Genomic DNA, 25,718 nt, shown 5'->3' on the forward strand with positions numbered 1-25,718 from the left:
AGGATGCTCCGGGGAGGACTAGGTGTGTTGAGATTCAGGTCAGGCCAAGCCGAGAATGTCGGCTTTCGAGAACCGGAGCGGAGCGTACTTTTGGGTACGTGGGCTCCGGAAGCGCAGAAAGCCGCCGCTCGCAGGCCGGCACCACCTGAATATCGGCACATCCAGCTACCTTGTAAGCGAAATCGGTTGGCCATTGGAAGTCTGGCCGTCGAATTTCGAACCGCCTGAAGAATAGAGCCGCGCCAGCGAGCCGCCATTCTCGTCATAAAGCGTCAGCTGCTTGCCGGTGACATTCCACGACTTGATGCCGTCGATCGGCGCCGGACAGTGCAGCGGCCCGGCGCGGAAGCCGGCGCCGAACTTGGTCTGCGGCGTCGCAATCTTGCAGCTCTGGCCGGAAACGCTGGCATTCCACACGCCCGCGACGCTTGCCGCGCTGAGGTCCGCGGCACCGGCCGGCGCGGAGCCGTCCGGCGGCAGCGAAGCCACCTGCGTGTTCTGCGGCGCGGTCGGGAACTGCGACGGGTCGGTGGTGCCGGGCGAAGCCGGTGGCGGCAATTGGTTGGAGGTCACCTGGCCGGAAGGCGCCGGCTGCAGCGGCGCCGGCTGCTGTTCGTCCATCGACGAGAATCGCGAGGTCGTGCAGCCGCTTGCAAAAAGCGCAGCCAGGGATACGGCCACCAGGCCGCTTTTCGAAAAATTCATTACCAACCTCCGTCGGATCCGGCTGGGGGGAACGCCGTCCGCGCAATCTCACCTCCACCAAAATGGAGAAGGTGGCGAAATTTCAACCCGATATGGTTAAAATAGGGTTTGCAGCAGGATTTGTTGCAGATTTATCACATAATGCGTGTCGCCAAAAATGCGCAGCGATTTTGGGACTACGGCATGCGTCAAATGATCCAAGCGAGTATGGCCAGTTGGCAGCCCGAAGTAGCCAAGGTGCCGCCCTGACCGATGGCATTCGGCCGGCAAACGCTTGCGCCAGGCGAGGCAGGGCCTATGTCAGGGAAACGAACCCCGCCCGGAGCAAAGATTTGATCGCGAGAAAGAGAGCCGCCAATCGCTACTACAGCGGCCCGGCCAGCGACCATTTCGACGGCACTTTCTTCTTCAATCCCGATGGCAAGCCGCCTGGCCGCTTTGCCGATCTCCTGAGATGGAAGCTGAATGGCCGGCGCTCGAAATGGCCGGCGGCGCAGCCGAGCCCGTTTCAGCGGGCAAGGCCGGCTGCACGGGTCGAAGGCTCCGATCTGAAGGTCACCATGGTCGGCCATTCCACATTGCTGATCCAAACGGTTGGCCTGAACATCCTCACCGATCCGGTCTGGTCGCAGCGCTCGTCGCCGTTTTCCTTCGCCGGTCCCAAACGCGTCAGTCCGCCGGGCATCGCTTTCGCCGACCTGCCGCCGATCGACCTCGTGCTGGTCAGCCACAACCATTACGACCATCTCGACCTCGCCACGCTGAAGCGGCTGAAGGAAAAGCACGACCCGCTGGTGGTGACGCCGCTCGGCAACGACACCATCATCAACGCCGCCGTGCCCGGCATGCGGCTGACGGCGCATGACTGGGGCGACAGGATCGCCGTTGAAGGTGGCACCGCCATTCACGTCGAACCCGCGCATCACTGGTCGGCGCGCGGCGCCCGCGACCGGCGTATGGCGCTGTGGGCCGGCTTCGTTATCGAGACACCGGGCGGAAAGATCTATTTCGCCGGCGACACCGGCTTCCATGAAGGCATTAACTACCGGCTGATCGCCGGGAAGCATGGCGGCTTCCGCTTCGCCATCCTGCCGATCGGCGCCTATGAGCCGCGCTGGTTCATGGCGCCGCAGCACCAGAACCCGGAGGAGGCGGTGGAAGGCATGCTTTTGTGCAACGCCGCCTTGGCCGCGGGTTGCCACTGGGGCACCTTTCAGCTCACCGACGAGCAGTTCGACGAGCCGGTCCGCAAGCTGGCCGAAGCACTGGACGATCAAGGCATCTCGCGGGAGCGCTTTCGCGCCTTGCGGCCCGGCGAGGTCTGGGATGTGCCTTGAGGCGCATCGGCAATTGCCATTTACGCCGTGGCTGTTTTACCCCACCATGCCGGCTCAAAGGAATGGAGACGCGTCTTGTGAAAACAGTCCTGGCAGCCCTGCTCGCCACCGCCATCTGCACGCCGGCGGCTTTCGCGGGCGAAATCAGCGACCGGGCCGCCGAGGCCGAGAAGTTGCTCCAGTCGGGGGATGGCCCCGGCGCGATGGAAAAATTCAACAGCGCCGAGGAAGCCTTCTGGAAGGCGATGCCGCTTGGCGTGCTGAACGTCAAGCAGGTGGACAGCGCCACCGGCTTCGGCATCTACAGCGAGCGCACCAATCACATCTACAAGCCCGGCGAGAAGATCGTGCTCTACATGGAGCCCGTCGGCTATGGTTATGGCTCGGACGGGCTCGGCAACAGCTCCATTGCGCTTTCGGTCGACATCACCGTCGTCTCCGCCGCGGGACAAACGCTGGGCACGATGGAAAAGGTTGGCCGTGTGCAAGTCGCATCGCGCTCGCACAACCGCGAGTTGTTCTTCAAGCTGGACCTCTCGCTTGATGGCCTGCCGCCCGGCAAATATCGCTGCGACTTCCTCATGCATGACGAGAATTCGACCAAGACGGCGCCGTTCAGCACCGACATCGAGATCGCCGGCTAATTTCGTAGCCTGGAACCCAAATGCCATGAGGACGTTTTCAAACGGTTTCAAAAATCCGACGTCTGAGGCATCCCCATGATCAAATGGATCATCATTCTTCTCATCATCGCCGCCGCGGCGAGCCTGCTCGGCATGCCGGCGCTCGCTGGAGCCGCGGCCACCGGCGCGCGCGTCCTCATCGGCATCGTTCTGATCATCTTCCTGCTGATGGTGCTTGGCATCTTCGCGGTGACGTAGGGCCGGCGCCTTCAGCGCGGCTGAACACGCCGGCAGACTGGTAATTCCCGCCCGTTTCCGCCATATAGCGCCAAACGGATATGGAATGACCGCAAGAAATGGCAGGCATCGCCCCCTTCGCCAAGATGAACGGCATCGGCAACGAGATCATCGTCGCCGATATGCGCGGCCGTGCCGACCGGGTGACGGCGGCGGCGGCGATCGCGCTCAACGCCGATCCCGCGACCCGCTTCGACCAGATCATGGCGATCCATGACGCGAAGACGCCGGGCACTGCCTACTATGTCGACATCCTGAATTCCGACGGCTCGGGCGCCCAGGCCTGCGGCAATGGCATGCGTTGCGTCGTTCAGGCGCTTGCCGCCGAGACCGGCCGGAAGACGTTCACCTTTGAGACCCGCGCCGGCATTCTCAATGCAGAAGAGCATGCCGACGGCTTGATCTCGGTCGATATGGGCATGCCGCGTTTCGGCTGGCAGGAAATTCCGCTGGCCGAAGAATTCCGCGACACCCGCATGATCGAATTGCAGATCGGGCCGATCGACGCGCCTGTGCTGCATTCGCCCTCCGCCGTCTCGATGGGCAACCCGCACGCCATCTTCTGGGTCGACCGCGACGTCTGGTCCTATGAGCTCGAGCGCTTCGGCCCGCTGCTCGAAAACCACCCGATCTTCCCCGAGCGCGCCAACATCACCATCGCGCAGGTGACGTCGCCCGAAACCATGGTCATCCGCACCTGGGAGCGCGGCGCCGGCCTGACCAAGGCCTGCGGCTCGGCGGCTTGCGCTGCCGTGGTGGCGGCGGCCCGCACCAGGCGGACCGGGCGCAGCGTCAGCCTGCTGACCCCCGGCGGCGGCACGCTGCATGTCGAATGGCGCGACGACGACCACGTCATCCTGACCGGTGCGGCCGAATGGGAGTTTTCCGGCAGCTTCGATCCGTCCACGGGCACCTGGGCCCGCGACACCGAAAGCGCGGCCTGATGTCGGCTCTGTCCAAGAGCCCGGTCTTCGAGGGCCCCCTCTCCGAGGCTCCCCCTTCCGATGGCATTGACGTGGTGACCTTCGGCTGCCGGCTGAACACCTACGAATCCGAGGTGATGCGCCGCGAGGCCGAAAGCGCCGGCCTCGGCGCGCTGGCCGGCGGCGCCGTGATCTTCAATACCTGCGCCGTCACCGGCGAGGCGGTCCGCCAGGCCAAGCAGGCGATCCGCAAGGCCCGCCGCGACAACCCTCGCGCGCGCATCATCGTCACAGGCTGCGCCGCGCAGACCACGCCGCAGGATTTCACGGCCATGGACGAGGTCGATCTCGTTCTCGGCAATGAGGAGAAGCTGAAGGCGAACTCCTACCGTGCGCTGCCGGATTTCGGCGTCAACGACACCGAGAAGGCCCGCGTCAACGACATCTTTTCGGTGCGCGAGACCGCCGGCCATATGGTCGACGCCATCGAGGGCCGGGCACGCGCCTTCGTCCAGGTGCAAAATGGCTGCGACCACCGCTGCACCTTCTGCATCATCCCTTACGGCCGCGGCAATTCGCGCTCAGTGCCGATGGGCGCCGTTGTCGAGCAGGTCAAGCGGCTTGCCGGCAACGGCTATGCCGAGGTCGTTTTGACCGGCGTCGACATGACGTCCTTTGGCGCCGACCTGCCGGGCGCGCCGAAGCTCGGCAAACTGGTGAAAACCATCCTGAAGCAGGTGCCCGACGTGAAGCGCCTGCGGCTGTCCTCGATCGATTCGATCGAGGCCGACGACGAATTGCTCGACGCCATCGCCACCGAACCACGGCTGATGCCGCATCTGCATCTGTCGCTGCAGTCGGGTGACGACATGATCCTGAAACGCATGAAGCGTCGCCACAGCAGAGACCAGGCGATCCGCTTCTGCGAGGATGTGCGCAGGCTGCGCAAGGACATCGTCTTCGGCGCCGACATCATCGCCGGTTTCCCGACCGAGACCGACGACATGTTCGAGAACTCGATGAAGATCGTCGCGGAGTGCGGCCTGACCCATCTCCACGTCTTCCCGTTCAGCCCGCGCGAAGGCACGCCCGCCGCGCGCATGCCGCAGGTGCGCCGCGAAGTGGTCAAGCAGCGCGCCGCAAGGCTGCGCGCCGCCGGCGAGGCGGCTTATCGGCGCCATCTGGCCTCGCTTGCCGGAACGCGCCAGTCGATCCTGATCGAACGCGATGGCCTTGGCCGCACCGAAGGGTTCACGCTTGCCGCGCTGGGCATGGGCGCGCCGGGCGAAATCGTCGAGGCCGACATATCGGGCCATGATGGTATCCGGCTGATCGCGACACCCCTTGCGGCCCGCGCCGCCTGAGAAACGCAAAGCATGGCTGGTTTTTTCAAGAAGATATTTTCGTTCGGCAAGAAAGAGGTTGTCGAGGAGCGGATCGACGAGACCGCCCCGCTGCCGCCGATCAAATGGGAAGCACTGGACGCGCTAAAGCCGGCGGCCGAGCAGGCCATGCCGGAATTTTTGAAGCGCGAAGAACCGGAAGCAGCGCCCCACCCTCCCCTCGATGGGGAGGGTCGACGCGAAGCGGCGGGGTGGGGTGATAGCGCCGGCGCCGATCACCCCCACCCCCGAGCTGCGCTCGGGACCTCCCCCATCGAGGGGGAGGTAAAGGACGCGCCCCCGATGGCGCCTGTCGAGGCGCCGGCACCCGAGCCCATTCCGACTATACCGTCACCGCAGGAGCCGACGGTTCCCGCCGAACCGGAGCCGCTGCCGGAACCCGAGCCGGAAGAGGAACCGGCGCCGGTCGAGCCCGCCCCGAAGCCGCCGGCTCCCGAAATACCCGCCGAAGAGCCAGCGCCGCAAGAAACCCCCGACGTGCCGGTGGTGCCGGAACGGCTTCCGGAACCTGCGCCACAGGAAATTCCTGAACGGCCAGGGATCGCGCCGGAACCGGAGGAACTGCCGGAGCCAGCGCCCGCCGAAGTGCCGGCACCGATCGAGACGCCGTCGACGATCCCGTCCGCAAGGCTTGCCCCGGAAGTCAGCGCCGCCCCTCATCCGCCTGCCGGCACCTTCTCCCCGTATAGGGACGGGGGGAAGGGCGCTGATCGCGACGCCGGAACCCCTTTTGCTGATACCGAAGAAGAAGCCTCGACGCTGACGCCCCCCTCTCCCCGTACTTCACGTGGAGAGGGTAAGGGTGAGGCGCAGCGCCAACCTGCGGAAAATTCCGCACCGACCGCCGAAGCTTCGCCGACGATTCCGGCGCCACCAGCGGAAATCGTGCCCCCCCTTCGGCAACCATCCCCGGTCGAAGTACAGCCGGTCATTGCCGAGATCGCGCCGGAACCTCAGTCTGTCCCACAACCCCTGCCGGAACCGAAACCCGCCCAGGGAAAGGTAACCGTCTCCAAAAAGGTCGAGCAGAAGGCCGAGCCGGCGAAAGCGCCCGAGGCGGCGCCGCAGCGGTCCTGGTTCCAGCGCATGCGGGACGGGCTTGCCCGCTCGTCGCGTGAACTCACCGGCAACATCGCTGGCGTCTTCACCCGGCGCAAGCTGGACGAGGACACGCTGCAGGATTTGGAGGATGTGCTGATCCGCGCCGACCTCGGCATGGAAACGGCGCTGCGCGTCACCGATGCGCTGGCTTCCAGCCGTTACGGCAAGGATGTCTCCGACACCGAAGTCCGCGCCATCATGGCGGCCGAGGTCGAAAAGGTGCTGACACCTGTCGCCATGCCGCTGGAGCTCGATCTCTCGCACAAGCCGCATGTCGTCCTGGTGGTCGGCGTCAACGGCACCGGCAAGACCACCACCATCGGCAAGCTGGCGGCGAAACTGACCGATGGCGGCCTGTCGGTGATGCTGGCCGCCGGCGACACGTTCCGCGCCGCGGCCATCGAGCAGCTGAAGATCTGGGGCGAGCGGACGAAATCGCCGGTGATCGCCTCGAAACTTGGCGCCGACGCCGCCGGCCTCGCCTATGACGCCTTCGAGAAGGCCAAGGAGGCGGGTTCAGACGTGCTGATCATCGACACCGCCGGCCGCCTACAGAACAAAACCGAACTGATGGCCGAGCTGGAAAAGATCGTGCGCGTGCTGGGCAAGCTCGACCCCGAGGCGCCACACACGGTGCTGCAGACGGTCGATGCCACCACCGGCCAGAACGCGCTCAACCAGGTCGAGATCTTCCGCAATGTCGCCGGCGTCAACGGCCTGGTGATGACCAAGCTGGACGGCACGGCGCGCGGCGGTATTCTGGTGGCGATCGCGGCAAAGCACAAATTGCCGGTCTATTTCATCGGCGTCGGCGAACAGGTCGAGGACCTCGAGCCTTTCTCGGCAAGCGAATTCGCCAGGGCGATCGCCGGAGTGGCCTAAACAAGCATGCCCCAAAAAGTTGCAGGCTTTTTGGGCCAGACCATGCATAAGAAAGAGATTCCATGAACCCACCTATCCTCGAGCGCGATCCCTCCGATCCGCAGAAAGAGAAGAAGGAAGGCGTCAATCCCGTGCTCAAGCTGGTGCTTGAGCTCGGGCCGCTGATGGTCTTCTTCTTCGCCAATGCGCGTGGCGAATGGCTGACGCAGAAATTTCCGGTGCTGGCCGAATTCGGCGGGCCGATCTTTGTCGCCACCGGCTTGTTCATGGCGGCAACCGTCATCGCCCTTGCCGTCTCGTGGCTGCTCACCCGCACCTTGCCAATCATGCCGATGGTGTCGGGCGTCGTCGTCCTCATCTTCGGCGCGCTGACGCTCTACCTGCAGGACGACATCTTCATCAAGATGAAGCCGACCATCGTCAACACGCTGTTCGGCGGCGTGCTGCTCGGCGGCCTGTTCTTCGGCAAGTCGCTGCTCGGCTATGTCTTCGATTCGGCGTTCCGGCTCGATGCCGAAGGCTGGCGGAAACTGACCTTCCGCTGGGGCCTGTTCTTCCTGTTCCTGGCCATCGTCAATGAAGTTGTCTGGCGCAACTTTTCCACCGACGCCTGGGTTACCTTCAAGGTCTGGGGGATCATGCCGATCACGCTCCTGTTCACCTTCAGCCAGATGCCGCTGATCCTGCGCCATTCGCTGGACGACAAGGCAGGCGGCGAGGAGAAGGCCGGCAAATAGGGAGTAAAGCCATGGAATTCGTCACCACGCGCGAAGAGCTGCGGACGATCTACAAGAGGCCGCGCCCCACCGACGGTTCCATCCGCAAGGAATTGAAGACCCTCGACGGCCACTGCCGCTCCTTCATCGGCAAGAGCCCCTTCGTGCTGATCGGCTCCTCCGACGGCGAAGGCAATTCCGACGTGACGCCGAAGGGCGACAAGCCCGGTTTCGCCGCCATTCTCGACGACCGCACCATCGCCATCCCCGACCGGCCCGGCAACAACCGGCTGGACACGCTGGAAAACATCCTGCGCAATCCTTCGGTCGGCCTGCTCTTCCTCATCCCCGGCATGAACGAGACGCTGCGCGTCAATGGCGATGCCCGCATCACCGTGGATGCCACCTTGCGCGAGCGCCTTGCCGTTAACGGAAAGGAACCGCAAAGCGTCATCGTGGTGTCAGTCAAGGCCACCTACATGCATTGCGCCAAGGCTTTCATGCGCTCCGATCTGTGGAAGCCGGAGAGCTGGTACGACCGCGCCATGCTGCCGACGCTCGGCCAGATCCTGCGTGACCAGCTGGCGCTCGCCGACTCCGCCGAGGCGAATGACCGCTGGCTGGACGACGATTACCGGCGGACCATGTGGTAGGCTCGGACGGACACGATTCGTCCGAACCGGCCTTCTTCACCGTGCTCAACATCATCGCCATCTCCGGCAGCCTGCGCGCCGCCTCGACCAATTCGGCCCTGGTGGCGGCCTTGGCCGCCAACGCGCCTGCGGACTGCCGCGTCCAGCTTTATGACGGCCTCGGCCGGCTGCCGATCTTCAATCCCGACGACGAAGGCGAGCGCACGCCTTCCGAAGCGGCACGCTTGATCGAGATGATCACCCGCGCGGACGGTGTCATCATCTCGTGCCCGGGAATATGCCCATGGCGTTCCGGGCGGGCTGAAGAACGCGCTCGACTGGCTGGTGTCGGGCGAGGCCGCCATCGACAAGCCGGCGATGCTGGTGCACGCCTCGCCGCGCTCGCTCTATGCGCGCGCCGCATTGGCCGAGATCATGCGCACCATGTCGTTCGCGCTTTACGACGGCGGGCTTGAGATTGCCTTGCTGGGGAAGAAGTCGCCGGAGGTGGAGAATATTCTCACGGAACCGGCGAACCGGCTGGTCATGCACGATGCGGTTGCGGCTTTTGCGGAGTTTATCGGGACGCGTTGAGCGTGTTGGCCACTATCCTTCGTTTGCGATCCTTTGCGCCCGCCTCTGCCCTACCGGGCATCTCCCCCACTTGGGGGGAGATTGGCAGTTCCGCCGCCGGCTTCCTCTCGTAACGTTGATTATTGGCGAAAGCGGTAGCGGCATCAGATCTCCCCCCATGTGGGGGAGATGTCCGGCAGGACAGAGGGGGGCGCTGTCCCGCCGGCCCCTCACAATGTCCGCGTAGCAGCCTTAGTCGGGTTAGCCCTTGCGCAGCGTTTCGACATCGGTCTTGCCGACATACCAGTCGCGGGCATTGACCTCCTCAAAAACCACCCAGACATCGTCATTGCCGAGGCCGGTGGCGTCCATGATGGCGGCCGTGACCTTCCTGGCGATCTCAGCCTTCTTGCCGGCCGGATCGGCGGCGATCACTTCCTTGACGATGCGGATGTTGACGAATGGCATGACGTCCTCCCCTTGGATTCTGCCGGTCGCCGCCCGGCAAGTGTTTCGAAGCTCGCTCCGGCAAACCGCAGCGCGGGGGTTGCAGTACCCGTGGCGCGGCGAGCGCATCAGATAGGCGCAGAAACGCCAGCAGAGGCCGCCAGAGAAAAGTTTCCAGTAGCCTCAATAGGTCTTGGCCCCATTCACCATCAGCCGCACCGAATAGAGCGAGGTGGTGCCGGCGATGTAGAGACAATTCAGCTTGGCGCCGCCGAACACGCAATTGGCGGTCACCTCCGGCACCTTGACCTTGCCGATCAGCGTCCCGTCCGGATCGTAGCAATGGATGCCGTCAGCCGCGCTCGTCCAGATGCGCCCGTCCGCGTCGAGCCGGAAGCCGTCGAACAGGCCGGCGGTGCAGTCGGCGAACACCTTGCCGCCCGAAACCTTCTTGCCGTGCTTGCCGACGTTGAACACGCGCATATGCGCCGGGTTCTCAGCGCCATGCGTGCGGCCGGTATCGACGACATAGAGCAGGCTTTCGTCGAGCGAGAAGGCGAGGCCATTCGGCTTGACCATGTCGGTGATGGCGGCCTCCACCTCGCCAGTCTCGGGATCGACCCGGTAGACATGGCAGGCGCCGATCTCGCTCTCGGCCTTGTCGCCCTCATAGTCGGTGTCGATGCCATAGCTCGGATCGGTGAACCAGATCGAGCCGTCGGATTTCACCACCACGTCGTTGGGCGAGTTCAGCCGCTTGCCCTTCCATTTGGCGGCAATCGTGGTGACCGAGCCGTCATGCTCGGTGCGGCTGACACGGCGGCCCGAATGCTCGCAGGTGACCAGCCGGCCTTGCCGGTCGACGGTGTTGCCGTTGGAATTGCCGGAGGGCTGGCGGAAGACGCTGACGCTGCCATCCGTCTCGTCGTAGCGCAGCATGCGGTTGTTCGGGATGTCCGACCAGACGACGTAGCGGCCGGCGGCGAACCAGGCCGGCCCTTCCGCCCAGCGGCATCCGGTGAACAGCTTCTCCACCTGCGCGCTGCCATTGAACAGGCGCGCGAAGCGCGGATCGAGAACTTCATAATAGTCTGAGGCCGCCATGCATTTCCTCCCGGCATCACGTGACGTCGGATCAAGCCAGCCCGCGATCGATATGGCAAGCCGTGGATTTCGCATTTGTAAGACAAAACGGATTGGGCCAGCCTTTCGCGCCGGCGGTCCGATGTGCGGAAGGACGCTTTAGAACGCCATTAACCTGCTATGCGCTCCGCGCAATGGTGCATTGCAACATCTTCTTTTTGCAGCGCACCATTCCTATGTCATGCTGCGTATCGATCAAGGGAGGAAGAACCAGCCGCGACAAACGCGGCATAGAAGGAACCTTGACATGATCTTCAACGATCTCGTGACCCGCGCTCGCACCAGCATCGCCAAGCGCAAGCAGTACAACCGCCTCGTCGCCGAAATCGACAGCTTCTCCAGCCGCGACCTGGCCGACATGCGCGCCGACCGCAGCGAGATGCTGTACCAGATCCACAAGCAGATCTACGGCTAGTATTCGGTCGGCCAATCACGTTCGTCATCCTTGGGCGTAGCGACGCGAAGCGGAGCGAAGACCCAAGGATCCATGCCGTGATTTTCGAGAGTTACCGCGGTGCAGGGCTCGTACGCGTTTCGGACCGCCGCACTTCTAACGAATGTCACGGAATGGATTCTAGGGTCTGCGCCGCGTCGCTTCGCTTCTTGCTTCGCCCTAGAATGACGACCGAAGGGCCGCCTCAACCCGGCGTTGCCAGTGCCTTTTCGATCTGCGGCAGCAGGAGATCCCTCGCCGACTCCGCCGTCAGCGGACCGACATGCTTGTAGGCAATCTTGCCGTCCTTGCCGATGACAAAGGTTTCCGGCACGCCATAGACCCCCCAGTCGATCGCCGTGCGGCCCGCCTCGTCGACGCCGATCGCCTGGAATGGATTGCCGAGGTCGCCGAGGAAGCGGCGGGCGTTTTCCGGCCGGTCCTTGTAATTCAGCGCCGCCATGGTGAAGCGCTTGTCCTGCGCCAGCGCCAGCAGCACCGGATGCTCTTCCCGGCACGGCGCGCACCATGAGGCAAACACGTTGACCAGCGTGACCTTGCCGGCGAAGGCCTTCGAATCGAGCCCCGGCAGGTTTGACCCTGCCAGCGCCGGCAGGCTGGTTTGCGGCGCCGGCAGCCCGATCAGCGCCGAGGGCACTTCCGAAATATCGCGTCCCGATAGCAGCTGCGACAGGAACAGTCCCGCCAGGCCGAGGAAGACCAGCAGCGGCAAAAATACGAACAGGCCCCGACGGGGGGGCGGTGTTTCGCTTTCACTGCTCATGACTTCGGTGTCCCGGCCTTGTCGGAACGGCGTCGCACGCCGGCCGCTTCGAGTTCGGCAAGCTCGCGCTTGCGCGCGCGCTGGTCGAGCAGGATCCAGCCAATCAAGCCGGCCAGCACCACGGCGGTGATCGCATAGGCCGCAGCGACATAGAGTGCATGCGCGCTCATGGCCGCCGCTCCATCGACGTCCTTTTTTCCGACCGGACCGTTTCGCCTCGCTCGATCATGCTTTTCCCTTAACGGCCTGCCCGTGGCTTCGCAATCGGCTGCCGCGCCGCAGTCCCAAACCTGCATGGTCGCCGCCCCGCCGCCCTGATGTCGCGTAAACCCTGGCCGAGGTCACTCAATCCGTACCATGGCGCAAGGCCAGCGCCGCCGAGGCCGGTCCCAGCACGGCAAGAAACAGCGTCAGCGCGGCAAGAATGAGGAAGGGTTGCAGGAACGGGTCGGGACTGGCCGTCGCGCCGTAGCTCGCCGAAACGCCGAAGATCAGCACCGGTATGGTCAGCGGCAGCACCAGCACCGAGATCAGCAGCCCCCCACGTGGCAGCGCCACCGCCACGGCCGCCCCCGCGGCGCCGATGAAGGTGATCGCCGGCGTGCCGACCAGCAGGGTGAGCGCCGTGGCGCCGATCGCGAGCGGCTCCATGTTCATGAACAGGCCGAGCAGGGGGGCTGCGACGACCAGCGGCAACACGCTTCCCGCCCAATGCGCCAGGCACTTCACCAGCACGGTGAGCGCCAGCATGTGCCGGTCGTTGCCGAGCACCAGCAGGTCGAGCGAACCGTCCTCGCGGTCGGCCTGGAACAGCCGGTCGAGCCCGAGCAGGCAGGACAGCAGCGCCCCGATCCAAAGGATCGCCGGGCCGATGCGGGAAAGCAGCTTCAGGTCCGGCCCGACACCGAACGGAATGGTGGCGATGACGGCAAGGAAGAAGATGACGCCGGTCAGCGCGCCGCCGCCGGCGCGGATCGAGAGGCGGATGTCGCGCAGGAAGAGGGACCACATTTACACTGCGGCCTTTTGTTTAGGTGGGAGTTCCTTCGCGCCCCCCTCTGTACAGAGGGGGGCGCCGTAGAGGGCAGACATCAGCCGGCCTCCCCCATCCGCAGCGCCTTTGCCCCCTCGATCCCCAGCGGCAGATGCGTTGCCGCCACGACAATCCCTCCGTCTCCCAGATGTTTGCGCATCAGCCCCGCGAACCGCTCCTCCGAAGCCTTGTCCAGCCCCGCCGTCGGCTCATCGAGCAACCATAACGGTCGATGGCTGACCAGCAGCTTCGCGATCGCCGCGCGGCGACGCTGCCCGGTCGAGAGATAGCCGAACGGCAGATTGCCGATGCCCCCCAGCCCGACCGTTTCCAGCGCCTCTTCGACGCCGACATCTCCGCTGCCATTGAACTCCCGCCAGAAGCGCAAATTCTCGGCCACGCTGAGCGCCGTCTTCATCGCGTTCTGATGACCGAGATAATGGCAGGCCGAAGCGATCGACGGAAACGCCTCACCGCCGCCCTCGAGCAGCAGACCGCCCTCGGCCTTCGGCAGCAGCCCGGCGATGATCCGGAGCAGGGTTGATTTGCCGGCGCCGTTCGGTCCCGTGACGACCAGCGCCTGGCCCTGGTCGAGCGCGAAGCCGATGCCGGAGAAAACCGATTCGCCGCCGCGTTCGCCGCCCAGATTTTCGGCGATAAGCCGCATCCCTCGCCTGCCCTCAAAACAATGTTTCGCGACCACTGCCGCGTCGCACAAATTTGCTCCGCAACTGTCTAGAACTATTCCAGAAAATTCTCTATATGCGGTGCATCCGTGCCAGCGGTCGGCGCGGGAACAGAATTTGCGCCGAACCAGCGCACGCGCCGCCTTGAACGGCTCGGGTTGCTTGGGAACGGACAGCGGAAATGGCCGTACCCGCACCTTTGCGCGTGATTGCATGCCATCGGCGTCCGTTCCCTTTCAGGCTGAACAGACAAGGACGGATCGCACGTGTCAAAATCCCTGGATAGTTTCAATTGCCGCCGCACGCTGACCGCGGGCGGTGCGGAGTATGCCTATTTCGACCTCGTCGAGGCCGAGAAGAACGGTCTCACCGGCATCGCCCAGCTGCCTTATTCGATGAAGGTGCTGCTGGAGAACCTCTTGCGCAACGAGGATGGCCGCTCCGTAACCAAGGACAGCATCCAGGCGGTCGCCGGCTGGCTGACCGACAAGGGCACCGCCGGCGTCGAGATCGCCTATCGCCCGGCCCGCGTGCTGATGCAGGATTTTACCGGCGTTCCGGCCGTGGTCGACCTTGCCGCCATGCGCGACGCCATGGCCTCGCTCGGCGGCGACCCGCAGAAGATCAATCCGCTGGTGCCGGTCGACCTCGTCATCGATCATTCCGTCATCGTCGACGAGTTCGGCACGCCGATGGCCTTCGCCCGCAATGTCGAGCTCGAATATGAGCGCAACGAGGAACGCTACAAGTTCCTGAAATGGGGCCAGCAGGCGTTCCGCAATTTCCGCGTCGTGCCGCCCGGCACCGGCATCTGCCACCAGGTCAACCTCGAATATCTCGGCCAGGTGGTGTGGACCAACACCGAGGATGGCGAAACCACAGCCTATCCCGACACCTGCGTCGGCACCGATTCGCACACCACCATGATCAACGGCCTTGGCGTGCTCGGCTGGGGTGTCGGCGGCATCGAGGCCGAGGCGGCCATGCTCGGCCAGCCCGTTTCCATGCTGTTGCCCGAAGTGATCGGCTTCCGCCTCACCGGTAAGCTCAGGGAAGGCGTCACCGCCACCGACCTCGTGCTCACCGTCACCCAGATGCTGCGCAAGAAGGGCGTCGTCGGCAAGTTCGTCGAGTTTTTCGGCCCCGGCCTCTCCAACATGACGCTGGCCGACCGCGCCACCATCGGCAACATGGCGCCCGAATACGGCGCCACCTGCGGCTTCTTCCCGGTCGACAGCGAGACAATCCGCTACCTCACAATGTCCGGCCGCGAGGAAAGCCGCATCGCGCTGGTCGAGGCCTATTCCAAGGCGCAAGGCATGTGGCGCGAGGCAGGCTCCGCCGACCCCGTCTTCACCGACCTGCTCGAACTTGATCTCGGCGATGTCGTGCCGTCGATGGCCGGCCCCAAGCGCCCCGAAGGCCGTGTCGCGCTCGAAGGCATTCCGGCCGGCTTCGCCAAGGCGATGGACACCGAATACAGGAAGGCGGCGGAAATTTCCAAGCGCTACGCCGTCGAAGGCACCGATCATGATCTCGGCCATGGCGACGTCGTCATCGCCGCCATCACGTCGTGCACCAACACCTCGAACCCGAGCGTGCTGATCGGCGCTGGGCTGCTCGCCCGCAACGCCAACCGCCTTGGCCTCAAGCAGAAGCCGTGGGTGAAGACCTCGCTGGCGCCCGGCAGCCAGGTGGTCGCCGAATATCTGGAGAAATCCGGCCTGCAGAAGGAACTCGACCAGATCGGCTTCAACCTGGTCGGCTTCGGCTGCACCACCTGCATCGGCAATTCCGGCCCGCTGCCGGCGCCGATCTCCAGGACCATCAACGATAAAGGTTTGATTGCTGCCGCGGTCTTGTCCGGCAACCGCAACTTCGAAGGCCGCGTCTCGCCCGACGTGCAAGCCAACTACCTCGCCTCGCCGCCGCTGGTCGTTGCCCACGCCTTGGCTGGAACCGTCACCAAGGACCTGACGTCAGAGCCGCTTGGCGAGGACAGCAACGGCAATCCGGTCTACCTCAAGGACATCTGGCCAAGCTCGGCCGAGATCCAGGAGTTCATCGAGAAGAACGTCACCCGCGAGCTGTTCGCCCGCAAATATGCCGACGTCTTCAAGGGCGACGAATACTGGCAGAACGTCAAGGCGCCGGAAGGCCAGACCTATGCCTGGGACGACAACTCGACCTATGTGCAGAACCCGCCCTATTTCGCCGGCATGACATCGGGCTTCGGCAAGATCGGTGATATCAAGGGGGCTCGCATCCTCGGCCTGTTCGGCGACAAGATCACCACCGACCACATCTCGCCGGCGGGTTCGATCAAGGCCGCGTCGCCGGCCGGCAAATACCTCACCGACCATGGCGTCGGCGTTGCCGACTTCAACCAGTATGGCACGCGACGCGGCAACCATGAGGTGATGATGCGCGGCACCTTCGCCAACATCCGCATCCGCAACCACATGCTGGGCGAGAACGGCCGCGAGGGCGGCTACACCATCCACTACCCGTCGAAGGAAGAGGAATCGATCTACGACGCGGCGATGGAGTACAAGAAGGAAGGCGTGCCGCTGGTCATCTTCGCCGGCGTCGAATACGGCAACGGCTCGTCGCGTGACTGGGCGGCCAAGGGAACGAATCTCCTTGGCGTCCGCGCGGTCATCGCCCAGTCCTTCGAGCGCATCCATCGCTCGAACCTGGTCGGCATGGGCGTCATCCCCTTCGTCTTCGAGGACGGCACCTCCTGGGCGTCGCTCAACCTCAAGGGCGACGAGCTCGTCGAGATCGACGGCCTGAATGCGATCAAGCCGCGCCAGACGATGAACGCCAAGGTCACCTATGGCGACGGCACGGTGAAGAACGTGCCGATCGTTTGCCGCATCGATACGCTGGATGAGCTCGACTACTTCAAGAACGGCGGCATCCTGCAATACGTGCTGCGCGATCTCGCTGCCTGAGGCAGCAAGGGAATGAGGCAGTAGGGCCGTAGGGAAGCAACACCTACTGCCCTACTGCCCTACTGCCCTACTGCCCTACTGCCCTACTGCCCTACTGCCCTACTGCCCTACTGCCCGGCAATAAAAGCCAGGCCGCTCAAAGCATTAGCGGCTCGGCCCAAGTTCCTGACCAGTTCGCCCGCAATAGAGATCGTCGGGGATCAGGAGAGTTTGCCACATGGTGGTGATGCCACCCCCAAATCGAACCGCGTCGTGAAATGCAGTGCCGCTCCTATTGCGGCCCTGACTGCGGCTGCGAAGCAAAAAATTTCACCGCAACGTGACTTCCCGTTGACTTGCGCTTCTGCCACATATTTCCGCAAATCAGAACAAAGCCGGCATCACCGGCGGGAATTGGAATGGTCATGGCCAGGCGAAGATCACTGTGGCTGGCAGCCTTTGCGCTGGCCTTCTCGGCGTTTGCCGGTTCGGGCCACGCGGGCGAGTCCGAGAGGGTCCAGGCCGAAAAATCCCAGCCCGACAAGCCGCTTGGCGTGGTCGAACTGTTCACCAGCCAAGGCTGCAGTTCCTGTCCGCCAGCCGACGCCTTCTTCGCCGAACTTGCCAACAAGGAAGACATTGTCGCGCTCGCCTATCACGTCGACTATTGGGACTATCTCGGCTGGAAGGACACGCTGAGCCAAAAGGAAAACACCGAGCGGCAGAATGACTACATGCGCGCCTTCGGCAGCCGGTCCGTTTATACGCCACAGGCGGTCATCAACGGCCGCATCCATGTCAACGGCGCCAACCGCAGCGAGGTCAATGGCGCGCTCGCCCGCATGGCCAGGGGTGGCGAGGGCATTCGGGTCCCTGTCAAGGTCAGTCGGACCAGCGACCGTGTGATCATCGACGCCGGCGACGCCGGCGCCGGCCCCAGCGATGCCCATGTCGTCATCGTCTATTTCGAGCCGCCGCAGACGATCAAGATCGCCCAGGGCGAGAACACCGGTCGCAAGATGACCTATTGGAACGCAGTCACCGACATCCAGACGGCGGGCATGTGGCACGGCAAGGCGCAACGCTATGAATTGCCGCTGAGCGAGGTTTCCAAGAAGGGCGGTTGCGCCGTGCTGCTGCAGTCCGTCGGCAAGGACGGCATGCCGGGGCCTATCCTGGGTGCCGCCTTCATTCACAAGCCCTGACGGCCGTAGCGAGCGGTTCATCGGTTCACGAAAACGCTGAACCTATCGCTTCTTCAAACGCTATTCTGGACGGAAGACCGTTTCACATTTCCTGGAATTGCTTTGCTGACTGCAACAGGATGTCTGAGTTGTCCGGGAGACCGGCTGGCACGCCAAACCGCAGGCATGAAAAAACCGACGTCAGCTTGCTTCTGACGCCGGTCATTCAGGTATTTGGGATCGTCGCACCCGATTTCTCCAAGAGAAAAACCGAGGTTGGTTCGATCCGACGCAGACCCGTGGGCGGGGGGCTTGGGGTTTACGAGTCGGTGCCGGACCGAACCGTCTCAGGCAACGCCGGTAAATTCGTCGGACATTGGGGCATGAGCGCGGATAAAAAAAGGCAGAAATGTGGCGAAGCATCACCAATTCCAACAGGACGCATTACAAAAGTGACTGGACGTGTCCAAAAAGGCGCACCCCCGCCTCTCCTCGCCGGCTCTTGCAATTGTAACGCGAAGGGGCCAACTTTGGTTGGCAAAGATTCATTTTGAAGGATCGAGGCATGACGGACGATGGCGGCGGGACGGGGGATGGTGACGCATCCGCAATATTGATCCCGCTGCACGAGGCGCGACGTGACCGCCTCGACCAGCCGGTGCGCTTCGACCGGCGGGAACTGGACCAGATCCTCAGGCTCTACGGGCGCATGGTCGCCGCCAATGAATGGCGCGACTACGCCATCGATCATTTGACCGACCGAGCCGTGTTTTCCGTCTTTCGCCGCGCCAGCGAAGTGCCGCTTTTCCAGATCGTCAAGGATCCGAAACTGGCGCGCAAGCAGGGTGCCTTCGCCGTCATCGCGGCGGGCGGGCGCATCCTCAAACGCGGCCAGGAGCTTGGCCGCGTGCTCGGCGTCTTCGATGGCAAGCTGAGGCTGGTCGAGGCCTGAACTGAGGAATTGAGGAAGCCGGCGGTTAAATCAGGCGCTAAGGGCTTTCTTTAACTCTTCAATTCCCCAGCTCTTCCATTCTTCAAGTTCCCTCTCAAGCCTCGCGGAATTTCCGCTCCGGCAGTGAGTCCGGATCAGGCGGCAGTGACGCTCCACCATTTAGTGGCAACTGCATGAACACCGTGTCCAGCCAACGCCCGTGCTTGTAGCCGGAGCCTTCGAGGCGGCCTGAATGGCGGAAGCCGAGCTTTTCGTGCAGCTTGACCGAGGCGCTGTCGGCATGGCCGTCGCCGATCACCGCGACGATCTGGCGGAAGCCCGCTGCCTCGACCGCCGCGATCAGGCTTTGCATCAGCTTGAGGCCGATGCCCTGGCCCTTGGCGGCGGGCGCGATATAGATCGAATCCTCGACGATGAAGCGATAGGCTGGGCGCGGCCGGAAGGGACCGGCATAGGCATAGCCGAGCACGAGGCCAGCCTTTTCCGCCACCAGATAGGGGAAGCCGCCGGCCGCGAGCGTTTCGAATCGCGCACCCATCTCGGCGCGGCCGGGTGGCTCCAACTCGTAACTCGCCGTGCCGTTGGTTACTGCGTCGGCATAGATTTCGGTGACGGCGTCGAGGTCGGCCGAGATCGCCGGCCGAATCACGATAATGCTCATTTATTATGCAAGCCTTTCATCTGCCTTCAATAACAGCAAAGGCCGACACAAAAGGAAAGGGCGGCCGTTGGGCCGCCCTTCCGCCAGTCGATGGTCCAGCGAGACCCGCAGACGAAGCCTTAGCGGCGGTCGCCCATGAACTGCAGCAGGAACATGAACAGGTTGATGAAGTCGAGGTAGAGCCTCAACGCGCCCATGATCGCCTTGCGGCCGGCGACATCGGAAGCGTCACCCTCGAAATACATCTCCTTGATGTTCTGCGTGTCATAGGCGGTGAGGCCGGCGAAAACCAGCACGCCGATCGCCGAAACGGCGAAGGACAGCGCCGACGACTGCAGGAAGATATTGATCACCGACGCGATGATGATGCCGAACACGCCCATGATCAGGAACGAGCCCATCGCCGTCAGGTCGCGCTTGGTCGTGTAGCCGTACAGCGACAGCGCGCCGAAGGCCGCGGCGGTGGCAAAGAAGGTCTGCGAGATGCTTGCCGTGGTGTAGACCAGGAAGATCGAAGACAGCGACAGGCCGACCAGGCCGGCATAGACCCAGAATGTGGTCTGCGCCGCCGAAACGCTCATCGACTGGACGCGGAACGACAGGAAAAACACGGCGGCAAGTGGCGCCAGTATCACCACCCAGCGCAGCGGCGAACCGAAGATCGCGAAGCCGAACGAGGTCAGCATCTCGCCGCTCGGCAGCGTGGCGACAGCCGAGGCCGGATCGGTCGTGGTCGCCAGCATGATCGTGCCGACGGCGGCAAGGCCGGTGATGAGGAGACCAAACCCCATCAAATTGTAGACCTTGATCATGTAGGCGCGCAGGCCCTGGTCGATATCGACAGCGGCGCCGGGCACGGCGCGCGTCTGATAATTGCGAATGGGATCAGCCATTGTAGTCCTCTATTGCTTCTGCCCCGTCCGGTGTCGGGCCCTGCCGGATATACATCCGCCGAACCCAGGCGCCGCTGGCGGGGCTCCAGCATGCCTGTGGCGAAATATGATGGTTATTCGCGTCGAGAACAAGACCGTAACGGCGTGTAACGGTTCGTGAGAGGACGAAATCCAGCTCCATCAGTGCCTTCAGGCGGCATTCTTACCAAGATTTAACCCGAGACAGGGCGCTCCGACCGGCGAATCAGAGATTACGCAGCACGGGTGCCGCCTTGTGGCCGAGCACACGCCAGGTGCCGGCGAGGCCGATGCCGACGGTGATGAAGAGCGAAAACAGGATGGTCGCCACCGCCACCTCGGGCATGAAATGCGATGGCAATGTCATGATGCGGGCGACGATGTACCAGGCCGCGATGCCGCCGGCCGCCAGCGCGAATACCGCCGTGGCCAATCCGATTAGCATGTACTCCAGGGAGAATGCCGTGATCAGCGTTCTCCTGGTGGCGCCCAGCGTCTTCAGCACTACCGCATCGTGGATGCGCGCCCGGTTGCCGGCGGCGAGCGCGCCGGCCAGCACCAGCACCGAGGCGATCAGCGCCACGCCGGCCGCCGCCCGGATCGCGGCGCCGAGCTGGCCGACCAGCCGGTTGACGACTTCGAGAGCGTCCTTGACGCGCACCGTCGTCACCGCCGGGAAGGCCCGGGTGACAGCATTGAGGATGCGGGCATCGTCGGCCGTGGTGGCGTTCTTTTCGGTCAGCGTCGCCATCCAGCCATGCGGCGCGCCGGCGAAGGTGTTGGGTGAGAACACCATGACGAAATTGATGCCCATCGTCTCCCATTCGACCTGGCGGAAATTGGCGATCCTGGCCGTGACGTTGCGGCCGAGGACATTGACGGTGACGGTATCGCCGAGTTTCAGCCCGATCTCCTTGCCCTCCCGCGCCGAAAACGAGACCAGCGGCTCGCCGGCATAATCGTCCGGCCACCAATTGCCCTCGGTCAGCGTCGCGTTTTCCGGCTGCCTGGCGTCATAGGTCAGGCCACGATCGCCTTTGAGCACCCACGCGCCTTCAGCCGGGACCTTGACCTTGTCGACATCGACGCCGTTGAGCGCCATCACCCGGCCGCGCAGCATCGGCACCTTGACCAGCGTCCCCTGAGGCGCCTCCTTGCCGATCAGCATGGAGAACGCGTCGACGTCACTGCCCTGGATGTCGACGAAGAAAAAGTTCGGCGCCCGCTCCGGCAGGCTGCCGGAGATCTGCTGCCGCAGATTGCCGTCGATCAGCGCCAGCGTCACCAGCAGCGTCAGCCCAAGCCCCAGCGACAGCACCACCGACGGCGTCAGCGCACCTGGCCTGTGGATGTTGCCGACGGCGAGCCGGAGCGCCACGAAGCGCACCCGCGGGCTTTTCCTTGCGGCCCATTGCACCAGCCCGCCGACCAGGCGCAGCACCAGGAACGCAAAGATGGTGGCGCCGACGAAGATCGAGGCGATGCGCCGGTCGCCGGAGAACAGGATGGCGAGCACCGCCAGCAGCAGCGCGATGCCGATCGCCGACGCGACATAGATCGGGCGCGGAAAGCCGCGGCCTTCCAGGCCCATCTCCCGGAACAGCGCGGTCGCCGGCACGTCGCGGGCGCGCCCGAGCGGCAAAAGCGCGAAGGCCAGCGTCACCAGCAGCCCGAACAGCGCCGCCATGGCGAGCGCGCCGGGGTAGAAGCCGCCTTGCGCCGGCACCGGAATGACGGACTGCAGCGCGGCACTTGCCACGAACGGCATCAGCGCCCCGAGCACCAGGCCGGCGGCGATGCCGAGTGCCGCGATGATCAGGATCTGCACGAGATAGACGGCAAAGACGAAGCCGCCGGCAGCGCCCAGGCTCTTGAAGGTGGCGATGACGCCGCGCTTGCCGTCGAGATAGGCGCGCACCGCATTGGCGACGCCGACACCGCCGACAACAAGCGCCGTCAGCCCGACCAGCGTCAGGAATTGCGAAAAGCGTTCGATGTTCGACGACAGCGCGGGTGCCGCGTTGCTGCGGGTGCGGATCGACCAGCCGGCCTCGGGGAAATCCTTGGCGGCCTGGTCCTGGATGGCCTTGAGCCGCGCCTCGTCGGAATCGGCGGGCAGCCGGACCTTGTAGGCATTTTCGACCAGGCTGCCCGGCTGGACCAGCCCGGTGGCCGCCAGGGCCTCGGTCGAGATCATCAGCCTTGGTGCGAAGCCGAAACCGTCGGACACGGCGTCCGGCTCGGTCACCAGCCTGGCGCGCAGTTCGAACGTGGCGGTGCCAAGCTTCAGCCGGTCACCAGGCTTGAGATGCAGCCGTTCGAACAGCAGATCGGGTGCGACTGCGCCAAAGACGCCGAATTCTTCGCCGAAAAGTTCCTGCTTCGTCAGCTTCGGTTCGGTTTCCAGCGCGCCATAGAGCGGATAGGCATCGTCGACCGCCTTGGCCTCGACCAGCGCCTGGTCGGTTCCGTCGGCCAGCCGCGCCATCGAGCGCGTGCTTGCGGTGCGCGAGACCACACCCAGCCCGTCGAGGAAACCGCGCTCCGCCCGGCTGGCGTCGCGTTGGTTGATCTGGAAACGGAGATCCCCACCAAGCAGCGTCTGCCCCTGGTTGGCGACGCCGACGGTGATCGAGCGGGCCACCGAATTGACGCCGCCGATCGCCGCGACGCCGAGTGCGATGCAGGCGAGGAAGATCAGGAAGCCGGACAGGCCGCCGCGCATCTCGCGCAGCGAGAAGCGGACGGCAAGCTTCAATGTCCGCGCCAATGGCATCAGGCGGTGACCTTCAACGGCGCCGACGCCTCGATCCGCCCGGAGCGCATCGAAACCTGGCGCGAGCAGCGCGCCGCCAGCGCCGGATCATGGGTGACCAACACCAGCGTCATGCCACGTTCGGCCGCCTTGGCGAATAGAAGGTCGGCGACCTGCCGCCCCGTCGCCTGGTCGAGATTGCCGGTCGGCTCGTCGGCGATGAGGATGCGTGGGGAAGGCGCCAGCGCCCGGGCGATCGCCACGCGTTGCTGTTCGCCGCCCGACAGTTCGCCGGGGTAATGGCTGATGCGGTCGCTCAGGCCCACCGCCGCCAGTTCCCGTTCCGCCACCGAAAACGGATCGGCATGGCCAGCCAGCTCCAGTGGCACGGCGACGTTTTCCAACGCCGTCATGTTAGGGATAAGATGGAAGGACTGGAACACAATGCCAATGTTTCGGCCACGAAACGAAGCGACCTGATCCTCGCTCCTGCCGTTGAGGAGCTCGCCAGCGATTCGTACCGTGCCCGAATCGACCCTTTCCAGACCCGCCATCACCATCAGGAGAGTCGACTTGCCGGAGCCCGAAGGGCCAACGATGCCGGTCGCCTCGCCATGCGCCACCTCGAGGCTGACGCCTTTCAGTACATGGACCGACGAAGCGCCTTCGCCGAGCGTCAGCGATACGTCTTTCAGCGCGATGACCGCTTCTGTCAAAATGAAAGCGTCCTATATGGAGGATGAGGGCTTTGCTTACCGGAAGCCGTCGCCCGAAAGAGTCTCTTGGTCATATGGGGCCTGACGCATGTCTTTCAAACGCCGATTTGCCGCAGGCCTGATCCTTTTCCTTGCCATTTGCGGCGCCATTTCGTCGGCGCGGGCCGAGCCATTCAAGATCGTCGGCTTCGGTGACAGCCTGATGGCGGGTTTCGGCCTCGGACCCGGCGATGGATTTACCGACAAGCTGCAGACAGCGCTACGCGCCAAGGGCCATGACGTCTCCGTTGCCAATGCCGGTGTCTCCGGCGATACGTCGAGCGGCGGGCTGGCGCGGCTCGACTGGTCGGTGCCGGACGGCACGCAACTGGTGGTCCTCGAACTCGGCGCCAACGACATGCTGCGCGGCATCTCGCCCGACATCACCAGGAAGAACCTGGACGAGATGCTGGGCAAGCTGAAACAGCGCAAGATTGCCGTGCTGCTCGCCGGCATGCGCGCCGCGCCCAATCTCGGCGCGGATTACCAAAGCGCCTTCGACGCCGTCTTTCCGGACCTGGCGAAGAAATACGATGTCCCGCTCTACCCGTTCTTCCTCGACGGTGTCGCCGGCCAGCCCGCTTTGCAGCTCGAGGACGGCCTGCATCCGAACGCAAAGGGGGTCGACCTGATGGTCGAGCGCATCCTGCCGACGGTCGAGAAGGCCATCACGGCGGCGCCGGGAGGTGCATGAAAACCGAGAAAACTGCCTTCCCTTAGGGAAACTTTTAGCAAAGCCTGTGACCAATATACCTCTTGCTCCGTTTGACTATCGATGATTCGCTATGGGTGACAGTTCGATTCGAGGAAGGGAGGCTCTTCATGCCGCGTCTTTTCACCGCCCTCGAAATTCCGCGTGATGCTGCCCTTTCGCTGTCCCTGCTCCGGGGCGGCTTGCCCGGGGCCCGCTGGATCGATGTCGAAAACTACCATTTGACGCTGCGCTTCATTGGCGATGTCCAGGGCCATGTCGCCGACGAGATCGCCAATGCGCTGGACCGGGTCCATCGCCCCTCCTTCTCGCTGACCTTGTCCGGCGTCGGTGCCTTCGGCCAGAAGAAGCCGCATGCCGTGTGGGCCGGCGCCGTCCCCTCGCCGGATCTCAACGCGCTCCAGGGCGAGATCGAGCGCATCTGTCAGCGGCTCGGCATTCCCGCCGATCCACGCAAGTTCATGCCGCATGTGACTTTGGCGCGCTTGCGCAATTCAAGCCCGCTGGATGTCGCCCAATATCTCTCGGCGCGCGGCAATTTCTCGACGCTGCCGTTCCGCATCAGCCGCTTCGTCCTGATGTCGTCGCGCGATTCGGTCGGTGGCGGCCCCTACATCGTCGAGGAGGCCTGGCCATTGTCGGGCGGCGATGCCCGCGCCGCCAGCCGCGTCGCCAATGCCTCCGATGCCTCGCGGATCATGCGGTAGACCTCGGCAAAGGCCTCCTGCCCGTCATAGTAGGGATCCGGCACGTTGCGCGCCTTGCCTTGTGCAAACTCGAGGAACAGATGCACCCGGTCGCGCATGGCGGCGGGCGCCAGTGCCCTGAGGTCGGCGACATTCGAATGGTCCATGCCGAGGATCAGGTCGAAGCAATGAAAATCCTGCGGCATGATCTTGCGCGCCCGCTGCCCGGAAATGTCGATGCCGTGATGCGCCGCGATCGCCATCGCGCGCGGATCGGGCGCAGAGCCGACCTCCCAGCCACTGGTCGCGGCCGAATCGAGCAGCATGTCCCGCGCCAGTCCGCGGCGCTCCGCCCACACGGCCTGAAAGACGCCTTCGGCCAACGGTGAGCGGCAGATATTGCCGAGGCAGACGAAGAGAATGGATTTTATGGGCTTTGCGCTCATCG

The 25,718-nt window shown here is 64.1% G+C and carries 27 protein-coding genes and 1 pseudogene; 16 read left to right on the forward strand and 12 right to left on the reverse strand.

Translation table 11 applies throughout. The annotated features are described in order from the left end of the window. Positions 1-165: 165 nt before the first annotated feature. Entirely contained in the window at positions 166-705 is a 540-nt protein-coding gene (locus tag FJ548_RS12905) for a protease inhibitor Inh/omp19 family protein (protein WP_140612908.1), read from the reverse strand. A gap of 332 nt (positions 706-1,037) precedes the next feature. On the opposite strand from FJ548_RS12905, the gene FJ548_RS12910 reads away from it, so the two are divergent. The 10 genes and pseudogenes from FJ548_RS12910 to FJ548_RS12950 all read left to right on the forward strand — a co-directional run bounded on the left by FJ548_RS12910 (position 1,038) and on the right by FJ548_RS12950 (position 9,213). Further along, complete coding sequence (locus FJ548_RS12910; protein ID WP_140612909.1) at positions 1,038-2,042, forward strand: MBL fold metallo-hydrolase; 1,005 nt, start codon at positions 1,038-1,040, stop codon at positions 2,040-2,042. A gap of 77 nt (positions 2,043-2,119) precedes the next feature. Beyond that, complete coding sequence (locus tag FJ548_RS12915; protein ID WP_140778024.1) at positions 2,120-2,686, forward strand: hypothetical protein; 567 nt, start codon at positions 2,120-2,122, stop codon at positions 2,684-2,686. Positions 2,687-2,761: 75 nt separating this feature from the next. Beyond that, complete coding sequence (locus FJ548_RS12920) at positions 2,762-2,923, forward strand: DUF1328 family protein (protein WP_140612911.1); 162 nt, start codon at positions 2,762-2,764, stop codon at positions 2,921-2,923. A 98-nt stretch (positions 2,924-3,021) separates the two neighbouring features. Further along, on the forward strand, positions 3,022-3,906 hold the full coding sequence (gene dapF, locus FJ548_RS12925; protein ID WP_140612912.1) for a diaminopimelate epimerase: 885 nt from the start codon (positions 3,022-3,024) through the stop codon (positions 3,904-3,906). After that, positions 3,903-5,249: a tRNA (N(6)-L-threonylcarbamoyladenosine(37)-C(2))-methylthiotransferase MtaB gene (mtaB, locus tag FJ548_RS12930; RefSeq protein ID WP_181165746.1), complete on the forward strand. Its 1,347-nt coding sequence runs from the start codon at positions 3,903-3,905 to the stop codon at positions 5,247-5,249. Before dapF ends, mtaB begins: the two co-directional genes overlap by 4 nt. Positions 5,250-5,261: 12 nt before the next feature. After that, positions 5,262-7,271 carry a signal recognition particle-docking protein FtsY gene (ftsY, locus tag FJ548_RS12935; protein WP_140778025.1) on the forward strand — a complete coding sequence of 670 codons (2,010 nt, stop codon included), beginning with the start codon at positions 5,262-5,264 and terminating at the stop codon, positions 7,269-7,271. 62 nt (positions 7,272-7,333) lie between these two features. Beyond that, positions 7,334-8,008, forward strand: a complete 675-nt coding sequence (locus FJ548_RS12940) for a septation protein A (RefSeq protein ID WP_140610184.1) — start codon at positions 7,334-7,336, stop codon at positions 8,006-8,008. An 11-nt stretch (positions 8,009-8,019) separates the two neighbouring features. After that, the gene (locus tag FJ548_RS12945; RefSeq protein WP_140778026.1) at positions 8,020-8,640 is read left to right on the forward strand and encodes a pyridoxamine 5'-phosphate oxidase family protein; all 621 of its coding nucleotides are present in this window, start codon (positions 8,020-8,022) and stop codon (positions 8,638-8,640) included. Positions 8,641-8,741: 101 nt separating this feature from the next. Further along, positions 8,742-8,852, forward strand: a pseudogene (locus FJ548_RS30750) (NAD(P)H-dependent oxidoreductase); the annotation flags it as partial. Between the two features lie 40 nt (positions 8,853-8,892). Beyond that, entirely contained in the window at positions 8,893-9,213 is a 321-nt protein-coding gene (locus tag FJ548_RS12950; RefSeq protein ID WP_281407070.1) for an NAD(P)H-dependent oxidoreductase, read from the forward strand. Between the two features lie 240 nt (positions 9,214-9,453). On the opposite strand, the gene FJ548_RS12960 is transcribed toward FJ548_RS12950, so the two are convergent. Next, positions 9,454-9,660 (reverse strand): 4-oxalocrotonate tautomerase family protein, encoded by a 207-nt coding sequence (locus FJ548_RS12960; RefSeq protein ID WP_140610186.1) that lies wholly within the window; start codon positions 9,658-9,660, stop codon positions 9,454-9,456. A 162-nt stretch (positions 9,661-9,822) separates the two neighbouring features. Beyond that, positions 9,823-10,743, reverse strand: coding sequence for an SMP-30/gluconolactonase/LRE family protein (locus FJ548_RS12965; RefSeq protein WP_140696023.1), 921 nt, complete (start codon positions 10,741-10,743; stop codon positions 9,823-9,825). A 286-nt stretch (positions 10,744-11,029) separates the two neighbouring features. Here FJ548_RS12965 and FJ548_RS12970 point away from each other — a divergent pair, with 286 nt between their 5' ends. Further along, complete coding sequence (locus FJ548_RS12970) at positions 11,030-11,197, forward strand: hypothetical protein (RefSeq protein WP_140696020.1); 168 nt, start codon at positions 11,030-11,032, stop codon at positions 11,195-11,197. A 223-nt stretch (positions 11,198-11,420) separates the two neighbouring features. On the opposite strand, the gene FJ548_RS12975 is transcribed toward FJ548_RS12970, so the two are convergent. From FJ548_RS12975 to ccmA, 4 genes are all read right to left on the reverse strand, one after another. After that, on the reverse strand, positions 11,421-11,999 hold the full coding sequence (locus FJ548_RS12975) for a DsbE family thiol:disulfide interchange protein (RefSeq protein ID WP_140778027.1): 579 nt from the start codon (positions 11,997-11,999) through the stop codon (positions 11,421-11,423). Further along, positions 11,996-12,169: a heme exporter protein CcmD gene (ccmD, locus tag FJ548_RS12980; RefSeq protein ID WP_140778028.1), complete on the reverse strand. Its 174-nt coding sequence runs from the start codon at positions 12,167-12,169 to the stop codon at positions 11,996-11,998. Before ccmD ends, FJ548_RS12975 begins: the two co-directional genes overlap by 4 nt. A gap of 175 nt (positions 12,170-12,344) precedes the next feature. Next, positions 12,345-13,010, reverse strand: coding sequence for a heme exporter protein CcmB (gene ccmB, locus FJ548_RS12985; RefSeq protein ID WP_140778029.1), 666 nt, complete (start codon positions 13,008-13,010; stop codon positions 12,345-12,347). Between the two features lie 80 nt (positions 13,011-13,090). Further along, positions 13,091-13,699: a heme ABC exporter ATP-binding protein CcmA gene (ccmA, locus tag FJ548_RS12990; protein WP_140778030.1), complete on the reverse strand. Its 609-nt coding sequence runs from the start codon at positions 13,697-13,699 to the stop codon at positions 13,091-13,093. A gap of 285 nt (positions 13,700-13,984) precedes the next feature. Between ccmA and acnA the strand changes: the two genes are divergently transcribed. From acnA to FJ548_RS13005, 3 genes are all read left to right on the forward strand, one after another. Further along, entirely contained in the window at positions 13,985-16,675 is a 2,691-nt protein-coding gene (gene acnA, locus FJ548_RS12995) for an aconitate hydratase AcnA (RefSeq protein ID WP_140766054.1), read from the forward strand. A 398-nt stretch (positions 16,676-17,073) separates the two neighbouring features. Further along, positions 17,074-17,859 (forward strand): thioredoxin family protein, encoded by a 786-nt coding sequence (locus FJ548_RS13000; RefSeq protein WP_140696008.1) that lies wholly within the window; start codon positions 17,074-17,076, stop codon positions 17,857-17,859. Positions 17,860-18,403: 544 nt separating this feature from the next. Next, a complete protein-coding gene (locus FJ548_RS13005) occupies positions 18,404-18,790 on the forward strand; it encodes a DUF2794 domain-containing protein (RefSeq protein WP_140778031.1) in 387 nt (128 codons plus the stop codon). 94 nt (positions 18,791-18,884) lie between these two features. Here FJ548_RS13005 and FJ548_RS13010 read toward each other — a convergent pair whose 3' ends face one another. The 4 genes from FJ548_RS13010 to FJ548_RS13025 all read right to left on the reverse strand — a co-directional run bounded on the left by FJ548_RS13010 (position 18,885) and on the right by FJ548_RS13025 (position 23,833). Then, positions 18,885-19,451: a GNAT family N-acetyltransferase gene (locus FJ548_RS13010; RefSeq protein WP_140778032.1), complete on the reverse strand. Its 567-nt coding sequence runs from the start codon at positions 19,449-19,451 to the stop codon at positions 18,885-18,887. A gap of 119 nt (positions 19,452-19,570) precedes the next feature. Continuing rightward, positions 19,571-20,344, reverse strand: coding sequence for a Bax inhibitor-1/YccA family protein (locus tag FJ548_RS13015; protein ID WP_140778033.1), 774 nt, complete (start codon positions 20,342-20,344; stop codon positions 19,571-19,573). 244 nt (positions 20,345-20,588) lie between these two features. Next, positions 20,589-23,138 carry an ABC transporter permease gene (locus FJ548_RS13020; protein ID WP_140778034.1) on the reverse strand — a complete coding sequence of 850 codons (2,550 nt, stop codon included), beginning with the start codon at positions 23,136-23,138 and terminating at the stop codon, positions 20,589-20,591. Continuing rightward, positions 23,138-23,833: an ABC transporter ATP-binding protein gene (locus tag FJ548_RS13025; RefSeq protein ID WP_140778035.1), complete on the reverse strand. Its 696-nt coding sequence runs from the start codon at positions 23,831-23,833 to the stop codon at positions 23,138-23,140. The genes FJ548_RS13020 and FJ548_RS13025 overlap by 1 nt, the downstream gene beginning before the upstream one ends. Positions 23,834-23,921: 88 nt before the next feature. On the opposite strand from FJ548_RS13025, the gene FJ548_RS13030 reads away from it, so the two are divergent. Beyond that, the gene (locus tag FJ548_RS13030) at positions 23,922-24,566 is read left to right on the forward strand and encodes an arylesterase (RefSeq protein ID WP_140610199.1); all 645 of its coding nucleotides are present in this window, start codon (positions 23,922-23,924) and stop codon (positions 24,564-24,566) included. Between the two features lie 128 nt (positions 24,567-24,694). Next, a complete protein-coding gene (gene thpR, locus FJ548_RS13035; protein WP_140766059.1) occupies positions 24,695-25,291 on the forward strand; it encodes an RNA 2',3'-cyclic phosphodiesterase in 597 nt (198 codons plus the stop codon). On the opposite strand, the gene FJ548_RS13040 is transcribed toward thpR, so the two are convergent. Next, complete coding sequence (locus tag FJ548_RS13040) at positions 25,195-25,716, reverse strand: low molecular weight protein-tyrosine-phosphatase (RefSeq protein WP_140778036.1); 522 nt, start codon at positions 25,714-25,716, stop codon at positions 25,195-25,197. The genes thpR and FJ548_RS13040 overlap by 97 nt on opposite strands. Positions 25,717-25,718: the final 2 nt, after the last annotated feature.

This window comes from Mesorhizobium sp. B2-4-17, assembly GCF_006441275.1.
In the GTDB taxonomy this organism is placed as follows: domain Bacteria; phylum Pseudomonadota; class Alphaproteobacteria; order Rhizobiales; family Rhizobiaceae; genus Mesorhizobium.

Coding starts and splice junctions, on each gene's coding strand:
- FJ548_RS12905 (WP_140612908.1), bottom strand. CDS start 705: ATGAATTTTTCGAAAAGCGGCCTGGTGGCCGTATCCCTGGCTGCGCTT.
- FJ548_RS12920 (WP_140612911.1), top strand. CDS start 2,762: ATGATCAAATGGATCATCATTCTTCTCATCATCGCCGCCGCGGCGAGC.
- dapF (WP_140612912.1), top strand. CDS start 3,022: ATGGCAGGCATCGCCCCCTTCGCCAAGATGAACGGCATCGGCAACGAG.
- ftsY (WP_140778025.1), top strand. CDS start 5,262: ATGGCTGGTTTTTTCAAGAAGATATTTTCGTTCGGCAAGAAAGAGGTT.
- FJ548_RS12940 (WP_140610184.1), top strand. CDS start 7,334: ATGAACCCACCTATCCTCGAGCGCGATCCCTCCGATCCGCAGAAAGAG.
- FJ548_RS12945 (WP_140778026.1), top strand. CDS start 8,020: ATGGAATTCGTCACCACGCGCGAAGAGCTGCGGACGATCTACAAGAGG.
- FJ548_RS12960 (WP_140610186.1), bottom strand. CDS start 9,660: ATGCCATTCGTCAACATCCGCATCGTCAAGGAAGTGATCGCCGCCGAT.
- FJ548_RS12965 (WP_140696023.1), bottom strand. CDS start 10,743: ATGGCGGCCTCAGACTATTATGAAGTTCTCGATCCGCGCTTCGCGCGC.
- FJ548_RS12970 (WP_140696020.1), top strand. CDS start 11,030: ATGATCTTCAACGATCTCGTGACCCGCGCTCGCACCAGCATCGCCAAG.
- FJ548_RS12975 (WP_140778027.1), bottom strand. CDS start 11,999: ATGAGCAGTGAAAGCGAAACACCGCCCCCCCGTCGGGGCCTGTTCGTA.
- ccmD (WP_140778028.1), bottom strand. CDS start 12,169: ATGAGCGCGCATGCACTCTATGTCGCTGCGGCCTATGCGATCACCGCC.
- ccmB (WP_140778029.1), bottom strand. CDS start 13,010: ATGTGGTCCCTCTTCCTGCGCGACATCCGCCTCTCGATCCGCGCCGGC.
- ccmA (WP_140778030.1), bottom strand. CDS start 13,699: ATGCGGCTTATCGCCGAAAATCTGGGCGGCGAACGCGGCGGCGAATCG.
- FJ548_RS13000 (WP_140696008.1), top strand. CDS start 17,074: ATGGTCATGGCCAGGCGAAGATCACTGTGGCTGGCAGCCTTTGCGCTG.
- FJ548_RS13005 (WP_140778031.1), top strand. CDS start 18,404: ATGACGGACGATGGCGGCGGGACGGGGGATGGTGACGCATCCGCAATA.
- FJ548_RS13010 (WP_140778032.1), bottom strand. CDS start 19,451: ATGAGCATTATCGTGATTCGGCCGGCGATCTCGGCCGACCTCGACGCC.
- FJ548_RS13015 (WP_140778033.1), bottom strand. CDS start 20,344: ATGGCTGATCCCATTCGCAATTATCAGACGCGCGCCGTGCCCGGCGCC.
- FJ548_RS13020 (WP_140778034.1), bottom strand. CDS start 23,138: ATGCCATTGGCGCGGACATTGAAGCTTGCCGTCCGCTTCTCGCTGCGC.
- FJ548_RS13030 (WP_140610199.1), top strand. CDS start 23,922: ATGTCTTTCAAACGCCGATTTGCCGCAGGCCTGATCCTTTTCCTTGCC.
- thpR (WP_140766059.1), top strand. CDS start 24,695: ATGCCGCGTCTTTTCACCGCCCTCGAAATTCCGCGTGATGCTGCCCTT.
- FJ548_RS13040 (WP_140778036.1), bottom strand. CDS start 25,716: ATGAGCGCAAAGCCCATAAAATCCATTCTCTTCGTCTGCCTCGGCAAT.